This is a genomic window from Streptomyces sp. NPDC087906 (assembly GCF_055584925.1).
Genome location: NZ_JBVJLC010000018.1, coordinates 39,225 through 56,863, shown reverse-complemented (window position 1 = coordinate 56,863; position 17,639 = coordinate 39,225). Strand labels below are relative to the sequence as shown.

At 71.0% G+C, this 17,639-nt stretch carries 15 protein-coding genes; 12 read left to right on the top strand and 3 right to left on the bottom strand.

The genetic code is table 11. The annotated features are described in order from the left end of the window. The first annotated feature begins 75 nt into the window (after nucleotides 1-75). From ACZ63I_RS33520 to ACZ63I_RS33475, 10 genes are all read left to right on the top strand, one after another. On the top strand, nucleotides 76-1,653 hold the full coding sequence (locus tag ACZ63I_RS33520; RefSeq protein WP_469343203.1) for a PucR family transcriptional regulator: 1,578 nt from the start codon (nucleotides 76-78) through the stop codon (nucleotides 1,651-1,653). A 495-nt stretch (nucleotides 1,654-2,148) separates the two neighbouring features. Beyond that, nucleotides 2,149-3,594: an aldehyde dehydrogenase family protein gene (locus tag ACZ63I_RS33515; RefSeq protein ID WP_469343202.1), complete on the top strand. Its 1,446-nt coding sequence runs from the start codon at nucleotides 2,149-2,151 to the stop codon at nucleotides 3,592-3,594. Nucleotides 3,595-3,721: 127 nt separating this feature from the next. Next, complete coding sequence (locus ACZ63I_RS33510; RefSeq protein WP_469343200.1) at nucleotides 3,722-5,677, top strand: acyl-CoA dehydrogenase family protein; 1,956 nt, start codon at nucleotides 3,722-3,724, stop codon at nucleotides 5,675-5,677. 71 nt (nucleotides 5,678-5,748) lie between these two features. Then, nucleotides 5,749-6,240: a nucleotidyltransferase domain-containing protein gene (locus tag ACZ63I_RS33505; RefSeq protein ID WP_469343198.1), complete on the top strand. Its 492-nt coding sequence runs from the start codon at nucleotides 5,749-5,751 to the stop codon at nucleotides 6,238-6,240. Between the two features lie 48 nt (nucleotides 6,241-6,288). Continuing rightward, nucleotides 6,289-7,542: a 1-deoxy-D-xylulose-5-phosphate reductoisomerase gene (dxr, locus tag ACZ63I_RS33500; RefSeq protein WP_469343196.1), complete on the top strand. Its 1,254-nt coding sequence runs from the start codon at nucleotides 6,289-6,291 to the stop codon at nucleotides 7,540-7,542. Continuing rightward, nucleotides 7,539-8,840: a M50 family metallopeptidase gene (locus ACZ63I_RS33495; RefSeq protein WP_469343195.1), complete on the top strand. Its 1,302-nt coding sequence runs from the start codon at nucleotides 7,539-7,541 to the stop codon at nucleotides 8,838-8,840. The genes dxr and ACZ63I_RS33495 overlap by 4 nt, the downstream gene beginning before the upstream one ends. Nucleotides 8,841-9,021: 181 nt before the next feature. Continuing rightward, complete coding sequence (ispG, locus tag ACZ63I_RS33490; protein ID WP_469343194.1) at nucleotides 9,022-10,176, top strand: flavodoxin-dependent (E)-4-hydroxy-3-methylbut-2-enyl-diphosphate synthase; 1,155 nt, start codon at nucleotides 9,022-9,024, stop codon at nucleotides 10,174-10,176. 220 nt (nucleotides 10,177-10,396) lie between these two features. Next, the gene (locus ACZ63I_RS33485; protein WP_469343192.1) at nucleotides 10,397-11,257 is read left to right on the top strand and encodes a GNAT family N-acetyltransferase; all 861 of its coding nucleotides are present in this window, start codon (nucleotides 10,397-10,399) and stop codon (nucleotides 11,255-11,257) included. 16 nt (nucleotides 11,258-11,273) lie between these two features. Continuing rightward, on the top strand, nucleotides 11,274-11,861 hold the full coding sequence (locus ACZ63I_RS33480; protein WP_469343190.1) for a GNAT family N-acetyltransferase: 588 nt from the start codon (nucleotides 11,274-11,276) through the stop codon (nucleotides 11,859-11,861). 131 nt (nucleotides 11,862-11,992) lie between these two features. Then, nucleotides 11,993-13,687: a proline--tRNA ligase gene (locus tag ACZ63I_RS33475; protein ID WP_469343189.1), complete on the top strand. Its 1,695-nt coding sequence runs from the start codon at nucleotides 11,993-11,995 to the stop codon at nucleotides 13,685-13,687. Between the two features lie 463 nt (nucleotides 13,688-14,150). Here the strand turns inward: ACZ63I_RS33475 and ACZ63I_RS33470 are convergent, their stop codons facing one another. Genes ACZ63I_RS33470 through ACZ63I_RS33460 form a run of 3 tightly spaced genes read right to left on the bottom strand, consistent with a single transcriptional unit; the run spans nucleotide 14,151 to nucleotide 15,955 of the window. Then, on the bottom strand, nucleotides 14,151-15,035 hold the full coding sequence (locus tag ACZ63I_RS33470; protein ID WP_469343187.1) for an aminoglycoside phosphotransferase family protein: 885 nt from the start codon (nucleotides 15,033-15,035) through the stop codon (nucleotides 14,151-14,153). 24 nt (nucleotides 15,036-15,059) lie between these two features. After that, nucleotides 15,060-15,482 (bottom strand): DUF4439 domain-containing protein, encoded by a 423-nt coding sequence (locus ACZ63I_RS33465; protein ID WP_469343186.1) that lies wholly within the window; start codon nucleotides 15,480-15,482, stop codon nucleotides 15,060-15,062. Next, entirely contained in the window at nucleotides 15,479-15,955 is a 477-nt protein-coding gene (locus tag ACZ63I_RS33460) for a hypothetical protein (RefSeq protein ID WP_469343184.1), read from the bottom strand. Before ACZ63I_RS33460 ends, ACZ63I_RS33465 begins: the two co-directional genes overlap by 4 nt. Before the next feature lie 146 nt (nucleotides 15,956-16,101). Between ACZ63I_RS33460 and rimP the strand changes: the two genes are divergently transcribed. Both rimP and nusA read left to right on the top strand, forming a co-directional pair. Then, nucleotides 16,102-16,596 (top strand): ribosome maturation factor RimP, encoded by a 495-nt coding sequence (gene rimP, locus ACZ63I_RS33455; protein WP_469343182.1) that lies wholly within the window; start codon nucleotides 16,102-16,104, stop codon nucleotides 16,594-16,596. A gap of 2 nt (nucleotides 16,597-16,598) precedes the next feature. Beyond that, complete coding sequence (gene nusA / locus ACZ63I_RS33450; RefSeq protein WP_469343181.1) at nucleotides 16,599-17,615, top strand: transcription termination factor NusA; 1,017 nt, start codon at nucleotides 16,599-16,601, stop codon at nucleotides 17,613-17,615. The last annotated feature ends 24 nt before the right edge of the window (nucleotides 17,616-17,639 follow it).

Below are 17,639 nucleotides of genomic sequence, written 5' to 3'. Positions count from 1 at the left end.
ATACGGGACGGCCAGATTGATCTGACGACCTCTCCGTCTCCACCCGCCCGCTGCTGAAAGCCCTACGGTTCCGCCATGCCGCCCACGCTCGCATCGCTCGTCCAGCACTCGGCGCTCAAGCTCTCGGTGCGCGCCGGGGAGGACCGGTTGCAGACCCCTGTGCGCTGGGTGCACGCCAGCGAGCTGGCCGACCCCGTGCCGTACATGGAAGGCGGGGAGCTGCTCCTCGTCACGGCGACCACCCTCGACGCCGAGGACCCCGCCGCCATGCGGCGCTACGTACGGCGGTTGGTCGGCGCGGGAGTGGCCGGGCTCGGCTTCGCGGTCGGCGTCAACTACGAGGACATCCCGGACGCGCTGGTCGATGCGGCGCGCAGCGAGGGGCTGCCGCTGCTCGGCGTCCCCCGGCGCACGGCGTTCCTGGCGATCAGCAAGGCGGTCTCGCAGGCGATCGCCGCTGACCAGTACCACGCGGTGAGCGCCGGCTTCGAGATCCAGCGCGAGCTGACGAACGCCGCGCTCACCGAAGGCCCGGCGGCGCTGCTGACCCGGCTCGCCGCGCACATCGACGGCTGGGCGGCGCTGTACGACACGTCGGGCGCCGTCGTCGCCGCCGCGCCCGACTGGGCCGCGAGACGGGCCGCCCGGCTGACCGCCGACGTGGCCCGGCTGGGCGAGCGGCCCGCCCCCGCGTCCACGGTGGTCGGCGGCGACGCCGCCGACACCGACGACCGGGTGGAACTCCAGTCCCTGGGCACCGGGCGCCGGGTACGGGGCGTACTGGCCGTCGGCACGGCGGCGGCACCCGGCACGGCCGAGCGGTACGCGGTCCACTCGGCGGTCGCCCTGCTGACCCTCACGACAGAACGCTCCCGCGCCTTGCAGGAGGCGGAGCAGCGACTCGGCGCCGCGGTGCTGCGCATGCTGCTCTCCGGCCAGCCGGACCACGCGCGCGCCGTGGCCGGCGACCTCTACGGGGAACTGCTGGACGCGCCGTTCCGGCTGCTGGTCGCGGAGAGCGCGGACGCGTCGGCGGGGCAGGACCGGGAGGCCGACCACCCGCTGGAAGTACTGGCCGAAGCCCTGGAAGCCGCCGCGTCCCGTGCGGCCGAGGCGATCCTGGTCGTGCCGGAGGGCGACGAACGACTGGTCGTCCTGGCCGTCGACGGCGGCCCGGTGGTCGCCGCGGCCGTGGCGTACGCCTCGCGCGAGTCCGAAGAGGCCGGAGTAGCCATCGGCCTCTCGGCCCCGACGGGCCCGATCGCGGCGGCCGGCGCGTACAAACAGGCCGAACAGGCCCTCTCGGTCGCCCGCCGCCGTGGCCGCGCCCTGGTCGAACACGAGGAACTGGCGGCGGGCTCGATCCTCCCCCTCCTCGCCGACGACGCGGTACGCGCCTTCGCCGACGGCATGCTCCGCCCGCTGTACGAACACGACGCGAAGGGCCGCGGTGACCTGGCGGCGTCCTTGCGGGCCTGGCTGTCGCACCACGGGCAGTGGGACGCGGCGGCGGCGGACCTGGGGGTGCACCGGCATACGCTGCGGTACCGGATGCGGCGGGTGGAGGAGATTCTGGGGCGGTCGCTGGACGATCCGGATGTACGGATGGAGCTGTGGCTGGCGCTGAAGACGGCGGAGCCGTCCCCGCCGTAACGCTCCGCGTCGCCTGCGGCGGCTTGTTCCCCAGCCCCGCCCCTTCCCGAAACCGGGGCCAGCCCCGGACCCCCGAGCCGGTGCCTGCGGCGTGCTGTTCGCAGGCGCCGAGCGCCGTGCCGGGGGCAGCCCCAAGACCCCGGTCGCGCCTACCACTCCGCGCAGTGTGAACGGCGCAGCAGCAGCCGGGGGCGCCATCCCGGCCCCCACCCGGTCCGCCCCCGCACGGGGCGCAGCCCTCGTGCGGGGGCGGCGCCGAGCACCGGGGGGTCCGGGGGCCTGCCCCCGGTTTCGGGAAGGGGCGGGGCTGGGGAACGGCGCCGCAGGCACACCCACCGGCACACCCAACCGCCCACCCACCGGCACACGTACAAACCGTCGCGTCCCCCCACCCCCACCACTCCACCCCGGACAAACGACCTCCCACCCCCGCCCCCCTACCGTGGTCCCAGACAACCCCATCGCCACCACCGTTCTGAAGGGCCGGGACCCGCCATGACCTCCACCCACGCCTTCTGGCTCGCCGGCCGCCAGGCCACCTCGCAGGACACCTTCGACGTCACCTCCCCCTGGGACGGCCGGCTCGTCGGGATCGTCGCCGTGCCGACCGACGCGCAGGTCGAGGAGGCCGTCGCCGCCGCTTACGCCGTGCTCGGCGAGTTCGCCGCCACGCCCGCGCATGTGCGCGCCGCCGCGCTCGACCATGTGTCGCGTCGGCTCGTCGAGCGGACCGAGGAGATCGCCCGGCTGATCTCCGACGAGAACGGCAAGCCCATGAAGTGGGCCAGGGGCGAGGTTGGGCGGGCCGTGTCCGTGTTCCGGTTCGCCGCCGAGGAGGCCCGGCGGTTCAACGGGGGTGAGGCGCAGCGCCTCGACACCGATGCCGGCGGCGCGGGGCGGCTCGCGCTGACGCGGCGGTTCCCCAAGGGTGTCGTCCTCGGTATCGCGCCGTTCAACTTCCCGCTCAACCTCTGTGCGCACAAGGTCGCCCCGGCCATCGCCGTCGGTTCGCCGATCATCCTCAAGCCCGCCCCCGCGACCCCGCTGTCCGGGCTGCTCATCGGTGAGCTGCTCGCCGAGACCGAGCTGCCCGCCGGGTCCTGGTCCGTGCTGCCCGTGGTGAACGACCGGATGCCCGCCCTCGTCCAGGACGAGCGGCTGCCGGTGATCTCGTTCACCGGTTCCGACAAGGTCGGCTTCGCGATCATGGACTCCGTCCCGCGCAAGCACCTCACGCTCGAACTCGGCGGCAACGGCGCGGCCGTCGTCCTCGCCGACTACGCGAGCGAGCAGGACCTGGACTGGGCCGCGACCCGGATCGCCACGTTCTCGAACTACCAGGGCGGCCAGTCCTGCATCTCCGTGCAGCGGGTCATCGCCGACGCCTCGGTGTACGAGCGGCTCGTGCCGAAGATCGTCGCCGCGGTCGAGGCGCAGGTCACCGGGGACCCCGCCGACGACGCCACCGACGTGGGCCCGCTCGTCAGCGAGGACGCGGCCAAGCGGGTCGAGGCGTGGGTGGACGAGGCCGTACGGGGCGGGGCGCGGCTCCTCGCCGGCGGCAAGCGGGACGGCGCCTCGTACGCGCCCACCGTGCTCGCCGACGTCCCCGGCGACGTGACCATCTCCTGCGAGGAGGTCTTCGGGCCGGTGCTCACCCTGCGCCGCGTCGACGGCGAGAGCGAGGCGTTCGACGCCGTCAACGACTCGAAGTACGGCCTCCAGGCGGGGGTGTTCACGCATGACGTGCAGGCCGCCTTCCGCGCGCACCGCGCCCTGGAGGTCGGTGGCGTGATCATCGGCGACGTCCCCTCGTACCGCGCCGACCAGATGCCGTACGGCGGCGCCAAGATGTCCGGCGTCGGCCGCGAGGGCGTGCGGTTCGCGATGGACGACTACACGTACGAGCGCGTCATGGTATTGACGGGCCTCGCCCTGTAGCCGCCGCCGGGCCGCGTTGATTGGTCGGCCCACGACTGGTGCGGGTGCGGGGAATCGGGTAGATACGGACGAGTAGTACCGGCCGGTACGCAGTGTCGCACCCGACTTCGTGGCGAGGTGAGTTCTGATGTCCGCCCCATCCACCGCATCCGCACCCCAGGGCCAGCCCAAGGTCTCCGAGCGTGAGGCACGGCAGGTCGCCGAGGAAGCCCGTGAGCAGGGCTGGCGCAAGCCCAGCTTCGCCAAGGAGATGTTCCTCGGCCGCTTCCGCCTTGACCTCATCCATCCGCACCCGATGCCCGCACAGGAGGACGTACGGCGCGGTGAGGCGTTCCTGGCCAAGCTGCGGACGTTCTGCGAGGAGAAGGTCGACGGCGCGCTCATCGAGCGCGAGGCCAAGATCCCGGACGAGGTCATCAACGGCCTCAAGGAACTCGGCGCGCTCGGCATGAAGATCGACACCAAGTACGGCGGTCTCGGTCTCACCCAGGTGTACTACAACAAGGCCCTGGCGCTGGTCGGCTCCGCGAACCCCGCGATCGGCGCGCTGCTCTCCGCGCATCAGTCGATCGGCGTACCGCAGCCGCTCAAACAGTTCGGCAGCCAGGAGCAGAAGGACGCCTTCCTGCCGAGGCTGGCCCGCACGGACATCTCCGCGTTCCTGCTGACCGAGCCCGACGTGGGCTCGGACCCGGCCAGGCTCGCCACGTCCGCCGTCCCGGACGGCGACGATTACGTGCTGGACGGCGTCAAGCTGTGGACGACCAACGGCGTCGTCGCCGACCTGCTCGTGGTGATGGCCCGGGTGCCGAAGTCCGAAGGCCACAAGGGCGGCATCTCGGCGTTCATCGTCGAGGCGGACTCGCCGGGCATCACGGTCGAGAACCGCAACGCGTTCATGGGCCTGCGCGGCCTGGAGAACGGCGTGACCCGCTTCCACCAGGTCCGGGTCCCGGCGGCGAACCGGATCGGCCCCGAGGGCGCCGGACTCAAGATCGCCCTGACGACGCTGAACACCGGCAGGCTCTCGCTGCCCGCGATGTGCGTCGGCTCGGGCAAGTGGTGTCTGAAGATCGCCCGCGAGTGGGCGGCCGAGCGTGAGCAGTGGGGCAGGCCGGTCGCCAAGCACGAGGCGGTGGGCGAGAAGATCTCCTTCATCGCGGCGACGACGTTCGCGCTGGAGGCCGTGGTCGACCTGTCGTCGCAGATGGCCGACGAGAACCGCAACGACATCCGTATCGAGGCGGCCCTGGCCAAGCTGTACGGCTCCGAGATGGGCTGGCGGATGGCCGACGAACTGGTCCAGATCCGCGGCGGCCGGGGCTTCGAGACCGCCGATTCGCTGGCGGCGCGCGGCGAACGCCCCGTCCCCGCCGAGCAGATGCTCCGCGACATGCGGATCAACCGCATCTTCGAAGGCTCGACGGAGATCATGCACCTGCTGATCGCCCGCGAGGCCGTCGACGCCCACCTCGCGGTGGCCGGCGACATCATCGACCCCGACAAGTCCCTCTCCGACAAGGCGAAGGCGGGCGCGCAGGCGGGCAAGTTCTACGCCCGCTGGCTGCCGAAGCTGGTCGCCGGCGCCGGTCAACTGCCCAACTCGTACGGCGAGTTCCACCACCCGGGCCACCCCGACCTGGCGGCGCACCTGCGCTACGTGGAACGCGGCTCCCGCAAGCTGGCCCGCTCCACCTTCTACGCCATGTCGCGCTGGCAGGGCCGGATGGAGACCAAGCAGGGCTTCCTCGGCCGGATCGTCGACATCGGCGCCGAGTTGTTCGCGATGAGCGCCGCCTGCGTACGCGCCGAACTGCTCCGCACGAGCGGCGACCACGGCCGCGAGGCGTACCAACTGGCCGACGCCTTCTGCCGGCAGTCCAGGATCCGCGTCGAGGAGCTGTTCGGCCGCCTGTGGTCGAACACGGACGACATCGACCACAAGGTCGTCAACGGCGTCCTGTCCGGCACGTACACCTGGCTGGAGGAAGGCGTCATCGACGCGAGCGGCGAAGGCCCCTGGATCGCCGACGCGACCCCGGGCCCCTCGAAACGCGACAACGTCCACCGCCCCATCAAGTAAGCACGCGAGCAGCACAACAGGCGCCCGCGCGGGGTCCGTCACCGCGCGGGCGCCGTAATCTGCTCCGCGTGATGACCGCCGATGACGTACTGGCCCTGCTCGCGCTGCTTCGTGGCGCCGGAGTCGACGTGTGGGTCGAGGGGGGCTGGGGGGTGGACGCCCTTGTGGGGGAGGAGAGTCGGGGGCATCGGGATCTCGATCTTGCCCATCGGGTCGAGCACGAGCCCGTGCTGCTGGGCGTGCTGGGCGGGGCCGGGTTCGTGCAGACGGTGGACGCGCGGCCCGTGCGCTTCGTGTTCGCGCATCCCGGCGGGCGGGAGGTCGATCTGCATCCGCTGGTGTTCGCCCCCGACGGGTCCGCGATCCAGGCGTCGCCCGACCCCGACGAGCCCTTCCGCTACCCGGCGGACTGCTTCACCACGGGCACGATCGGCGGGACCGTCGTCCCCTGCGTCTCCGCCGCGCAGCAGGTCCGCTTCCACCAGGGGTACGAGCCCGCCGACCGCGACCTGCACGACATGGCCCTGCTGCGGGCGAAATTCGGCATCGCGACCCACTTCTGACCGGGCGCCCTGTCCCCGGACACAGGGGATGGGGCAAGAATGGGGTCCATGAGCGACAGCCCCGCCCCTCTCGCGGACCCCCACCTCGCCTTCGATCCGGCCGAAGGCCGCCGGGACATCGTCGTCCTCGGCTCCACCGGGTCCATCGGTACCCAGGCCATCGACCTGATCCTCCGCAATCCCGACCGCTTCCGGGTCACCGCGCTGTCCGCCGCGGGCGGCAGGGTGGCCCTGCTCGCCGAGCAGGCGCGGCAGCTCCGGGTGCGGACGGTCGCCGTGGCGCGTCCGGACACGGTGCCCGTGCTCCGGGAGGCGCTGCGGGCCGAGTACGGGCCCGGCGAGCCGCTTCCCGAGATCCTCGCGGGGCCCGAGGCCGCCACCGAACTGGCTGCTTCCGACTGCCACACCGTGCTCAACGGCATCACCGGCTCCATCGGCCTCGCGCCGACGCTCGCCGCCCTCGAAGCCGGCCGCACCCTCGCGCTCGCCAACAAGGAATCGCTGATCGTCGGCGGTCCGCTGGTCAAGGCCGCCGCGGCCCCCGGGCAGATCATCCCCGTCGACTCCGAGCACGCCGCGCTGTTCCAGGCGCTGGCCGCCGGCACCCGCGCCGACGTGCGCAAGCTGATCGTCACCGCCTCCGGCGGCCCCTTCCGCGGCCGTACCCGCGACGAACTCGCCGACGTCACCCGCGAGGACGCCCTCGCCCACCCCACCTGGGCCATGGGGCCGGTCATCACGATCAACTCGGCGACCCTCGTCAACAAGGGGCTCGAAGTGATCGAGGCCCATCTGCTGTACGACATCCCCTTCGAACGCATCGAGGTCGTCGTACACCCCCAGTCGTACGTTCACTCGATGGTGGAGTTCAGCGACGGCTCGACCCTCGCCCAGGCCACACCCCCCGACATGCACGGCCCGATCGCCATCGGACTCGGCTGGCCGGAGCGGGTGCCGGACGCGGCGCCCGCCTTCGACTGGACCAAGGCGTCGTCCTGGGAGTTCTTCCCGCTCGACACCGAGGCGTTCCCCTCCGTGGGACTCGCCCGGCAGGTCGGAGCGCTGGGCGGCACGGCTCCCGCGGTGTTCAATGCCGCCAACGAGGAGTGTGTGGACGCGTTCTTGTCGGGTCGGCTGCCGTTCAACGGCATCATGGATACCGTCACCGAAGTCGTCGCCGAGCACGGGAGCCCCCGCAGGGGAACCCCGCTCACCGTCGGTGACGTCCTCGAAGCTGAGACCTGGGCACGGGCCCGGGCCCGGGAACTGGCAGTGAAGGCAACAGCGGAGGCTCGCGCATGACGATCCTGTTGACGGTCCTTGGCATAGTCATTTTCGCCGTGGGGCTGCTCTTCTCCATCGCCTTCCACGAGATGGGCCATCTCTCGACGGCCAAGATGTTCGGCATCCGGGTGCCCCAGTACATGGTGGGATTCGGGCCGACGATCTGGTCGAAGAGGAAGAACGACACGGAGTACGGGATCAAGGCGATCCCGCTCGGCGGCTACATCCGAATGATCGGGATGTTCCCGCCGGGCGCCGACGGCCGGATCGAGTCCCGGTCCACCTCGCCCTGGCGCAGCATGGTCGAGGACGCGCGCTCCGCCGCCTTCGAGGAGCTGCGGCCCGGCGACGAGAATCGGCTGTTCTACACGCGCAAGCCCTGGAAGCGCGTCATCGTGATGTTCGCCGGGCCGTTCATGAACCTCATCCTCGCCGTCGCCATCTTCCTCGGCGTCGCGATGTCGTACGGCTTCCAGACGCAGACCACCGACGTCGCAGCCGTCCAGCAGTGCGTCATCTCACAGAGCGAGAAGCGCCAGACCTGTGAGAAGGGCGACCCGGTCTCGCCTGCCAAGGCGGCGGGACTCAAGCAGGGTGACAAGATCGTCGCCTTCAACGGCCGGAAGGTCGCGGACTGGAGCACGCTCTCCGACCTGATCCGCAAGACGATCGGCCCCGCCACCATCACCGTCCAGCGCGACGGCTCGGAGCAGGTGCTGCACGCCAAGCTGCTCAGCAACACCGTCCTGAAGAAGGACTCCAACGGCGATGTCGTGCAGGACAAGTACGTACCCGCCGGCTATCTCGGCTTCGCCGCCTCCACCGAGATCATCCCGCTGACCTTCGGGCAGTCCGTCGACCGCATGGGCACCATGATCGAGGACAGCGCCAAGCGGATCGTCGATCTGCCGTCCGAGATCCCGGCGCTCTGGCGCGCGGCCTTCGACGGCGGTGAGCGCAAGGCGGACTCGCCGGTCGGCGTGGTCGGCGCCGCCCGGATCGGCGGCGAGGTGATGACGCTGCACGTCCCGGCGCAGAGCCAGATCGCGATGCTGCTGTTCCTGCTCGCCGGGTTCAACCTCTCGCTGTTCCTCTTCAACATGCTGCCGCTGCTGCCGCTCGACGGCGGGCATATCGCGGGGGCGCTGTGGGAGGCGCTGCGGCGCAACGTGGCGCGGCTCTTCAGCAGGCCCGACCCGGGCCCCTTCGACGTGGCGAAGCTGATGCCCGTCGCCTATGTGGTGGCAGGGCTCTTCATCTGCTTCACCGCGCTCGTCTTCATCGCCGACGTGGTCAACCCGGTGAAGATCAGCTAAATCAGTCGATTCGGGGAAATCTTCCCGTTTTGCAGCGGCCGGACACTTTTTGTGTCCGGCTGCTTACTTTTGAGTGGACTCTTCGTAGCGGTGTGCTCGTTCGACGCGCGGTGGCGTAATCTCGGGGGCTGGAGCCCGCCGATCTCGGGACCTCGATCCACACCTTGGGGTTGCACACCAGATGACTGCAATTTCACTCGGAATGCCGTCCGTTCCCACCAAGCTCGCCGAACGCCGGGTCAGCCGCCAGATCCAGGTCGGCTCGGTGGCGGTCGGCGGGGACGCGCCGGTGTCGGTCCAGTCGATGACGACGACGCGTACGTCGGACATCGGCGCGACGCTGCAGCAGATCGCCGAGCTGACGGCGTCGGGCTGTCAGATCGTCCGAGTGGCGTGCCCGACGCAGGACGACGCGGACGCGCTGGCGACGATCGCGCGCAAATCGCAGATTCCGGTGATCGCGGACATCCACTTCCAGCCGAAGTACGTCTTCGCGGCGATCGACGCGGGCTGTGCGGCGGTCCGGGTCAACCCGGGGAACATCAAGCAGTTCGACGACAAGGTGCGGGAGATCGCGAAGGCCGCGCTGGAGACCCGGACCCCGATCCGGATCGGCGTCAACGCCGGCTCGCTCGACGCGCGGCTGCTGAAGAAGTACGGCAAGGCCACTCCCGAGGCCCTGGTGGAGTCGGCGCTGTGGGAGGCGTCGCTGTTCGAGGAGCACGGCTTCCGGGACATCAAGATCTCGGTGAAGCACAACGACCCGGTGATCATGGTGAATGCCTACCGCCAGCTCGCCGAGCAGTGCGACTACCCGCTGCACCTCGGTGTGACGGAAGCGGGCCCGGCGTTCCAGGGCACGATCAAGTCCGCCGTCGCGTTCGGCGCGTTGCTGTCCGAGGGCATCGGGGACACGATCCGGGTGTCGCTGTCGGCCCCGCCGGCCGAAGAGGTCAAGGTCGGACTGCAGATCCTGGAGTCGCTGAATCTGAAGCAGCGCCGGCTGGAGATCGTGTCCTGCCCCTCGTGCGGCCGGGCGCAGGTGGACGTGTACAAGCTCGCCGACGAGGTGTCGGCCGGACTTGAAGGCATGGAGGTGCCGCTGCGCGTGGCGGTCATGGGCTGTGTGGTGAACGGTCCGGGTGAGGCGCGCGAGGCCGATCTGGGTGTGGCGTCGGGCAACGGCAAGGGCCAGATCTTCGTCAAGGGCGAGGTCGTCAAGACCGTGCCCGAGTCGAAGATCGTGGAGACCCTGATCGACGAGGCCATGAAGATCGCCGAGCAGATGGAGAAGGACGGCATCGCCTCGGGCCAGCCCGAGGTCGCTGTGAGCTGACCCGGGTTTTCCGGCCGGTCACCGACCCGGGTTTCCCCCGGTTGTCAACTCGGCTTTTCCACCGGTGGCCGACCTGGGTTTTCCACCGGTCGTACGAACCGCAGCGGGCCCCGCCGCCGATGTGCCCCCACAGGCACCGGCGGCGGGGCCCGTACCTGTGCGGGCCCACGGGAGGCGTCCCCGGAGGCCGCCAGGTAGAGTTCGCAGATCAGCAGACCGTATGGTGAGGCCCCCAGTGTTGACGCAGACCACCACCCGGGTCCTCGAACCCAGCGAACTCGGCGCAGCGCTCGCCATCCTCGAGAGCGAGCCGGTCGCCAACGCCTTCGTGACCTCACGCGTCCAGGTGGCGGGACTCGACCCGTGGCGCCTCGGCGGCGAGATGTGGGGCTGGTACGCCGACGGACATCTGCGCTCGCTCTGCTACTCCGGCGCCAACCTCGTCCCCATCTGCGCCACCCGCGAAGCCGTACGCGGCTTCGCCGACCGCGCCCGCCGCACCGGCCGCCGCTGCTCGTCCATCGTCGGCCCCGTCGAAGCCACCACGCAGCTCTGGCGGCTGCTGGAGCCGAGCTGGGGCCCCGCCCGCGAGGTCAGGGCCAACCAGCCGCTGATGGTCACCGAGCAGATCCCCGCCGACGTCACCCCCGACCCGTACGTCCGCCGGATCCGCAAGGACGAACTCGAAACGATCATGCCGGCCTGCGTGGCGATGTTCACCGAAGAGGTCGGCGTCTCACCGCTCGCCGGCGACGGCGGACTCCTCTACCAGGCACGCGTGGCCGAACTCGTCGGCGCGGGGCGCTCGTTCGCCCGGATCGACAACGGCAAGGTCATCTTCAAGGCCGAGATCGGCGCCGCCACCCACCGGGCCTGCCAGATCCAGGGCGTCTGGGTCGACCCCGCCTACCGCGGCCAGGGCCTGTCCGAGACCGGCATGGCGGCCGTCGTCCGGTACGCGCTGGCCGACGTCGCCCCCGTCGTGAGCCTGTACGTGAACGACTACAACACCCCCGCAAGGGCCGCCTACCGCCGGGTCGGTTTCCGCGAGGTGGGCGCCTTCATGAGCGTGCTGTTCTGAAAGTAGGGTTCCGCACATGCTGAGCATCCCCGGGGACGACCCCCGGACCCCCGACGTGCAGGTAGGGCCGGTCGATCTCACCGCGCGCGTGGACGACGCCCTCGCCGTACAGGCCCTCGCCTTCGGGCTCAGCGACGACGAGATCGACGTACGGCGGCACATCGTGCTCCGGCATCTGATGTACCCGGGCTGCCGCTCCTTCGGGGCCACCACCGACGAGGGCAAACTCGTCGGGTTCGTCTACGGGCTGCCCAACCAGCGCACCCACTGGTGGTCGACCGTCGTCGAGCCGTATCTGCGCAGGACCGAGTCGGACGGCTGGCTCGACGACTCCTTCGTCATCACCGAACTCCATGTCCACCCCGGCTACCAGGCCAGGGGCATCGGCCGCGCCCTGATCACCGTCATCACCGACGGGGTCACCCAGCCCCGGTCGATCCTGTCGGCGATCGACGTCGAGAGCCCGGCCCGCCATCTGTACCGCCAGCTCGGCTACCAGGACCTCGCGCGCCAGGTGCACTTCCCGAGCGCGGCGCGGCCGTACGCGGTGATGGGGGCGACGCTGCCGCTGCGCAGACCGGGGCCGGCCGCGTCGGACACGTGACGTCCGGGCTGACGTCCGGGCCGCGGTCCGTGTGTCCCGGGCCGCCGTCCTCGTGAAGAAGTGATTTCCGGGTGCGGGCGCCGCACGGCTAATCTCCTGGCATCACCCGAGAGAACGCAGGAGTGCTTCCCATGCCCCAGGTCCAGCGCATGTCCCGTTTGATGGCCAAGACATTGCGCGACGACCCGGCCGACGCGGAGACGCTCAGCCACAAGCTGCTCGTACGCGCGGGTTACGTCCGCCGCACATCGGCCGGCATCTGGAGCTGGCTGCCACTGGGCAAGAAGGTCCTCGACAACGTCTCGCGCGTCGTACGCGAGGAGATGGACGCGATCGGCGCGCAGGAGGTCCTGCTGCCCGCGCTGCTGCCCAGGGAGCCGTACGAGGCGAGCGGCCGCTGGGAGGAGTACGGCGACCTGCTGTTCCGGCTGAAGGACCGCAAGGGCGCCGACTACCTGCTGGGCCCGACCCACGAAGAGATCTTCACGCAGCTCGTCAAGGACCAGTGCACGTCCTACAAGGACCTGCCGGTGATGCTCTACCAGATCCAGACGAAGTACCGCGACGAGGCCAGGCCGCGCTCGGGCGTACTGCGCGGACGCGAGTTCCAGATGAAGGACTCGTACTCCTTCGACACCACGGACGAGGGGCTGGCCGAGTCGTACGCCCTGCACCGCCGCGCCTACCAGGCGATCTTCAAGCGGCTCGGACTCGACTTCCGGATCGTCTCCGCCGTCTCCGGTGCGATGGGCGGCTCGGCGTCGGAGGAGTTCCTGGCACCGGCGGCGGCGGGCGAGGACACGTTCGTGGACTGCCCGGCGTGCGACTACGCCGCGAACACGGAGGCGGTGACGTTCGTGGCACCGGCGGTTGGCGCCGTCGACCACCCTGCCGTCGAGGAACTGGACACGCCGGACACCCCGACCATCGAGTCGCTCGCCGCGCTCCTCGGCGTGCCCGCTTCGGCCACGCTGAAGAACCTGCTGGTCAAGGTCGACGGCGAGATCGTCGCCGTCGGTGTGCCGGGCGACCGCGAGGTCGACCTCGGCAAGCTCGGCGAACACCTCGCCCCCGCGGTGGTGGAGCTGGTCACCGCCGAGGACTTCGAGGACCGGCCGGATCTGGTACGCGGCTACGTGGGTCCGCAGGACCTGAAGGTCCGCTACATCGCCGACCCCCGGATCGCCCCGGGCACGGCGTGGATCACCGGCGCGAACCGGGTCGGCACGCACGCGCGCAACGTGGTCGCCGGGCGGGACTTCGAGGTCGACGACTACCTGGACGTCGTGGTGGTCGAGGTGGGCGACCCGTGCCCGGCGTGCGGTGCGGGTCTTACCCTGGACCGCGCGATCGAGATCGGCCACATCTTCCAGCTCGGCCGCAAGTACGCGGACACCTTCCAGCTCGACGTACTCGGCCAGCAGGGCAAGCCGGTGCGGGTGACGATGGGCTCGTACGGGATCGGCGTCTCGCGCGCGGTGGCGGCGCTGGCCGAGCAGTCGGCGGACGAGCAGGGGCTGTGCTGGCCGCGCGAGATCGCGCCGGCGGACGTGCATGTCGTGGCGGCGGGCAAGGCGCTGCAGACGGAGCTGGCGGTGTCGGTCGCCGAGCAGTTGGCCGCGGCGGGGCTGCGGGTGCTGGTGGACGAGCGGCCCGGGGTGTCGCCGGGCGTGAAGTTCACGGACGCCGAGCTGATCGGTGTGCCGCAGATCCTGGTGGCGGGGCGGCGCTCGGCCGAGGGCGTGCTGGAGCTGAAGGACCGGCGCAGCGGGGAGCGCGAGGAGCTTTCGGTGGCGGAGGCGGTGGCTCGGCTGACCGCGGTCTGATGTTTCCGGCCGTGCGGGTGCGGGTGCGGGTGTCGGTTGCGTGGTTGCGGGTCGGTTGCGGTCCGTGCCGGGGGCGGTGTCGTCGTCCGGCGCGGTTCGGGGTTGCGGGTTTGCGGTGCGGTGGTTGCCGGGGGCGGTGTCGTCGTCCGGCGGGGTTCGGGGTTGCCGGTTTTGGCTGCTGTTGTCGCCGGGGGTCGCTCCGGGGTGGCCTCCTGCGCTGTGGTGTCGTCGTCCGGGGCGGTTCGGGTTGCGGGTTTGCGGCGCGGTGGTCGTCGGGCGCGGTGTCGTCGTCCGGCGCGGTTCGGGGTTGCCGGTTTTGGCTGCGGTTGTCGCCGGGGGCCCCTCCGGGGTCGTGTCCTGCGCTGCACGATTTACGGCGCGTACTCGTCCCCCACGCCGTGCACCCGGACATGCGCCGCAAATCACGCTTTACGCTCCGGACACCACCCCTGCGCGGCCCCCTTCACAGCCAGGCCGCGAACTCCAACAGCAGCTCGGCGGACTGGCGGTGACGGGCCGTCAGGGCGCGCGTCGCGGATTCCACCGCGCGGAACAGCGTCCAGCCGCGCAGTCGTTCACGGTCGACGTCCAGGGAGTCCGCCAGCCGGTTGATCCGGCGGCGGGCCGCTGAGGCGCCGGCGTCCGAGGCGACCAGATCTTCCACCCGGTCGCGTACCAGCCTCGCCAGGTCGTACGCCCGCTCACCTACGAGCGGCTCGGGGCCCACGGCCAGCCACGGTGTCCGGTCACCCGCCAGGACCTTTCCCTGGCGGAACGCGCCGTGCAGGAGCATCGTCTCCGTCGGACCGGTCATGAGGTCCGCTCGGGCCTGGAGCGCTGCTGTGATCAGTGGGGCCGCGGTTTCGTCCTGGGTCGCGGCCATCGTTTTGGCCTGGTGTTCCGTGCGGGTCTCCACCGTTTCGAACGGGTGGTTCACCGGCGGCTCCACCCAGAGGCGTTGCAGCGTTCCCGCTGCCTCCAGCAGTGCCTTCGCCTCCGGGAGCGAGCGCAGGGACATCTCCGGGTGCAGGCGTTCCAGCAGCAGTGCGTCGTCCAGGACCTCCGCGGCGCCCCAGCCCTTCCAGTGGGCCAGTGCCGCGTGTTCGACGGCGGGGGCTGCGAACGGTGGGGCGATCTTGAGGGTGGCGGGGGAGTCGTCGCTCCTGCGGACGAGCATCACCAGGCTGCTCCGGCCGCCCGGCGCCACCACGCGTTCGACGGTCAGGCCCTGGCGGGTGACCGTTTCCTCCGCGAGGGCGGGCAGTTGGGCGAGCCATGGGGTGGCCGCGGATTCTCCGTACGTCTCGCCGAGCGTGCGCAGCAGACGCTCCGGCGGTTCAAAAGCCATACGTACGTAGTTCCCCTTCTTGGCTCACGACCGCTCGGCGAGTCCCGGAAAGGCTACGCCGGTGCCGCGCCAGCGCGCCGCGCGCACCGCTGCCTCGCGGAGTGCGTCGGCGGCCTGCCGGCGCAGTGGGCCTTCGGCCGCGCGTACGAGGTCGGAGTAGACGTCGGCGACCCTGTCCTCCAGGCGGGCCGCGAGGCGTTCCGCCGACGCGGCGCCCGCCACCGGGAAGGGCAGCGCGTAGGCGGCCGCCGCGGCGGTGGGTTCGCCGCCCAGGTCGCGGACGGTACGGGCCAGGGCGTCGCGCCGTGAGCGGTGTGCCGCGTAGGCCGCCGACGCCTCGGCGCCGCGGGCCGTGCCGACCCGGCCGCCGACGACTCCGTACCCGTACACGGCCGCGTGCTCGGCGGCGAGTGCGGCCTGCGCCGCCTCCAGTGCACCGGTGCTCATCGGGCCGCTCCTTCGGTCAGCAGGTACGCGTGGGTGGCGCTCGCGGCGGCCACGGAGGCCAGCAGACGGGCGAGTTCCGGGGGCGCGTCCAGCAGGGCGGCCGTCTGGGCGTCCGTGGTGCGGCGGGCTGTCGTCGCCAGTGCCCTGAGCGCTTCGGCCGGGTCGGCGGAGACCGCGGCGGTGGGGGCGGCGGCCGGGGGTTTCCCCGCCGGGGAGAGCGCCGACACGTGCTGGGCGGTCGCCGCGCGCAGCGGCGCCAGGGTGGCCCGCTCGCCGGGATGCCGGGCCAGCACCGCGTCGTACTGCGCGAGCAGGGTCCGGCTGGTGGCCGCCGTACGGACCCTGAGGGCGTTCTCGGCGCGCACCGACGCGCTTTCGCCGGGCCCGTGGCGGTCGGCGTCGGTCGAGGAGCAGGCCGTCAGCAGACCGGCCGCGGCGGCGCCCAGGAGGAGCTGCCTCCGTGTCGTACCCACGCGTCTCTCCCTCGCAGTGATCATCGCAGGCGAGCGTACCTGCGGGTCAGCCCCATGTGGACGGCAACACCCCCTGGGACCGGATACCCTTGCCGTCTGACGCAGGACGATCCCACAACAGCAGACGCGGCCGAGGAGTCACCCGGATGAGCACCACCCAGAGCGAGAGGCTGCGCGGACTGCTGGAACCGCTCGTCAGCGCCAAGAACCTTGATCTGGAAGAGATCGAGGTCGCTCGGGCCGGCCGGCGTCGCGTGCTGAGGATCGTCGTGGATTCCGACGACGGTGTGGATCTCGACGAGTGCGCCGAGCTGAGCCGCACCATCTCCACGACGCTGGACGAGACCGACGCCATGGGCGAGGACGAGTACCAGCTCGAAGTGACCTCACCCGGGGCCGAGCGCCCGCTGACCGAGCACCGCCACTACGTGCGCGCCGTCGGCAGGCTCGCCAGGTTCCAGTTGCCGGAGGGGGAGCTGGTGGCCCGGATCCTGGCCGTGGACGACGAGGGCCTTGATGTCGAGGTGCCCGGGGTGAAGGGGCGGAAGGCCACCGCCCGCAGGCTGGAGTTCGCGCAGATCGCCAAGGCGCGTGTCGAGCTCGAATTCAGCCGCAAGGACAAGAAGGAAGAGGAGGCGTAGCCGTGCATATCGACGTGAAGCTCTTGAAGGGCTTGTCACAAGAGAAGGAGATCCCCTTCGACCTGCTGGTCGAGGCGATCGAGTCCGCCCTCCTCATCGCGTACCACCGCACCGAAGGCAGCCGCCGGCACGCACGCGTCGTACTGAGCCGGGACAACGGCGATGTGACGGTGTGGGCCAAGGAGGACGCGGCCGATCTGGAGGAGGGGCAGGAGCCCAAGGAGTTCGACGACACGCCTTCGGACTTCGGCCGGATCGCCGCGACCACCGCGCGCCAGGTCATCCAGCAGCGGCTGCGGGACGCCGAGAACGACGTCACGTTCGGCGAGTACGCGCGCCGTGAGGGCGATGTCGTGGCCGGCATGGTGCAGCAGGGCAAGGACCCGAAGAACGTCCTCGTCAAGCTGGACGACAAACTGGAGGCCATCCTTCCGGTGCAGGAACAGGTGCCGGGCGAGAACTACACGCACGGGCTGCGGCTGCGCACCTATGTGGTCCGGGTGGCCAAGGGCGTACGCGGTCCTTCGGTGACGCTGTCCCGTACCCACCCCAATCTGGTGAAGAAGCTGTTCTCGCTGGAGGTGCCCGAGATCGCCGACGGATCCGTCGAGATCACGGCCATCGCCCGGGAGGCGGGGCACCGCAGCAAGATCGCCGTGCGGTCGCTGCGGTCGGGGCTCAACGCCAAGGGCGCCTGCATCGGCCCGATGGGGGCCCGGGTGCGCAACGTGATGGCCGAGCTGCTCGGCGAGAAGATCGACATCGTCGACTGGTCGGAGGACCCGGCCGAGATGGTGGCGAACGCGCTGTCGCCCGCCCGGGTCAGCAAGGTCGAGATCGTCGACATGGCCGCACGCTCGGCGCGGGTGACCGTACCGGACTACCAGTTGTCGCTCGCGATCGGCAAGGAAGGGCAGAACGCCCGGCTCGCCGCGCGGCTCACCGGCTGGCGCATCGACATCCGTCCCGACACCGAGCAGTCCGAGTCGGCTGATCCGGCCGAGGCCGATCACGCTTGACGATCTTTTGGGACAGCAGGTGTT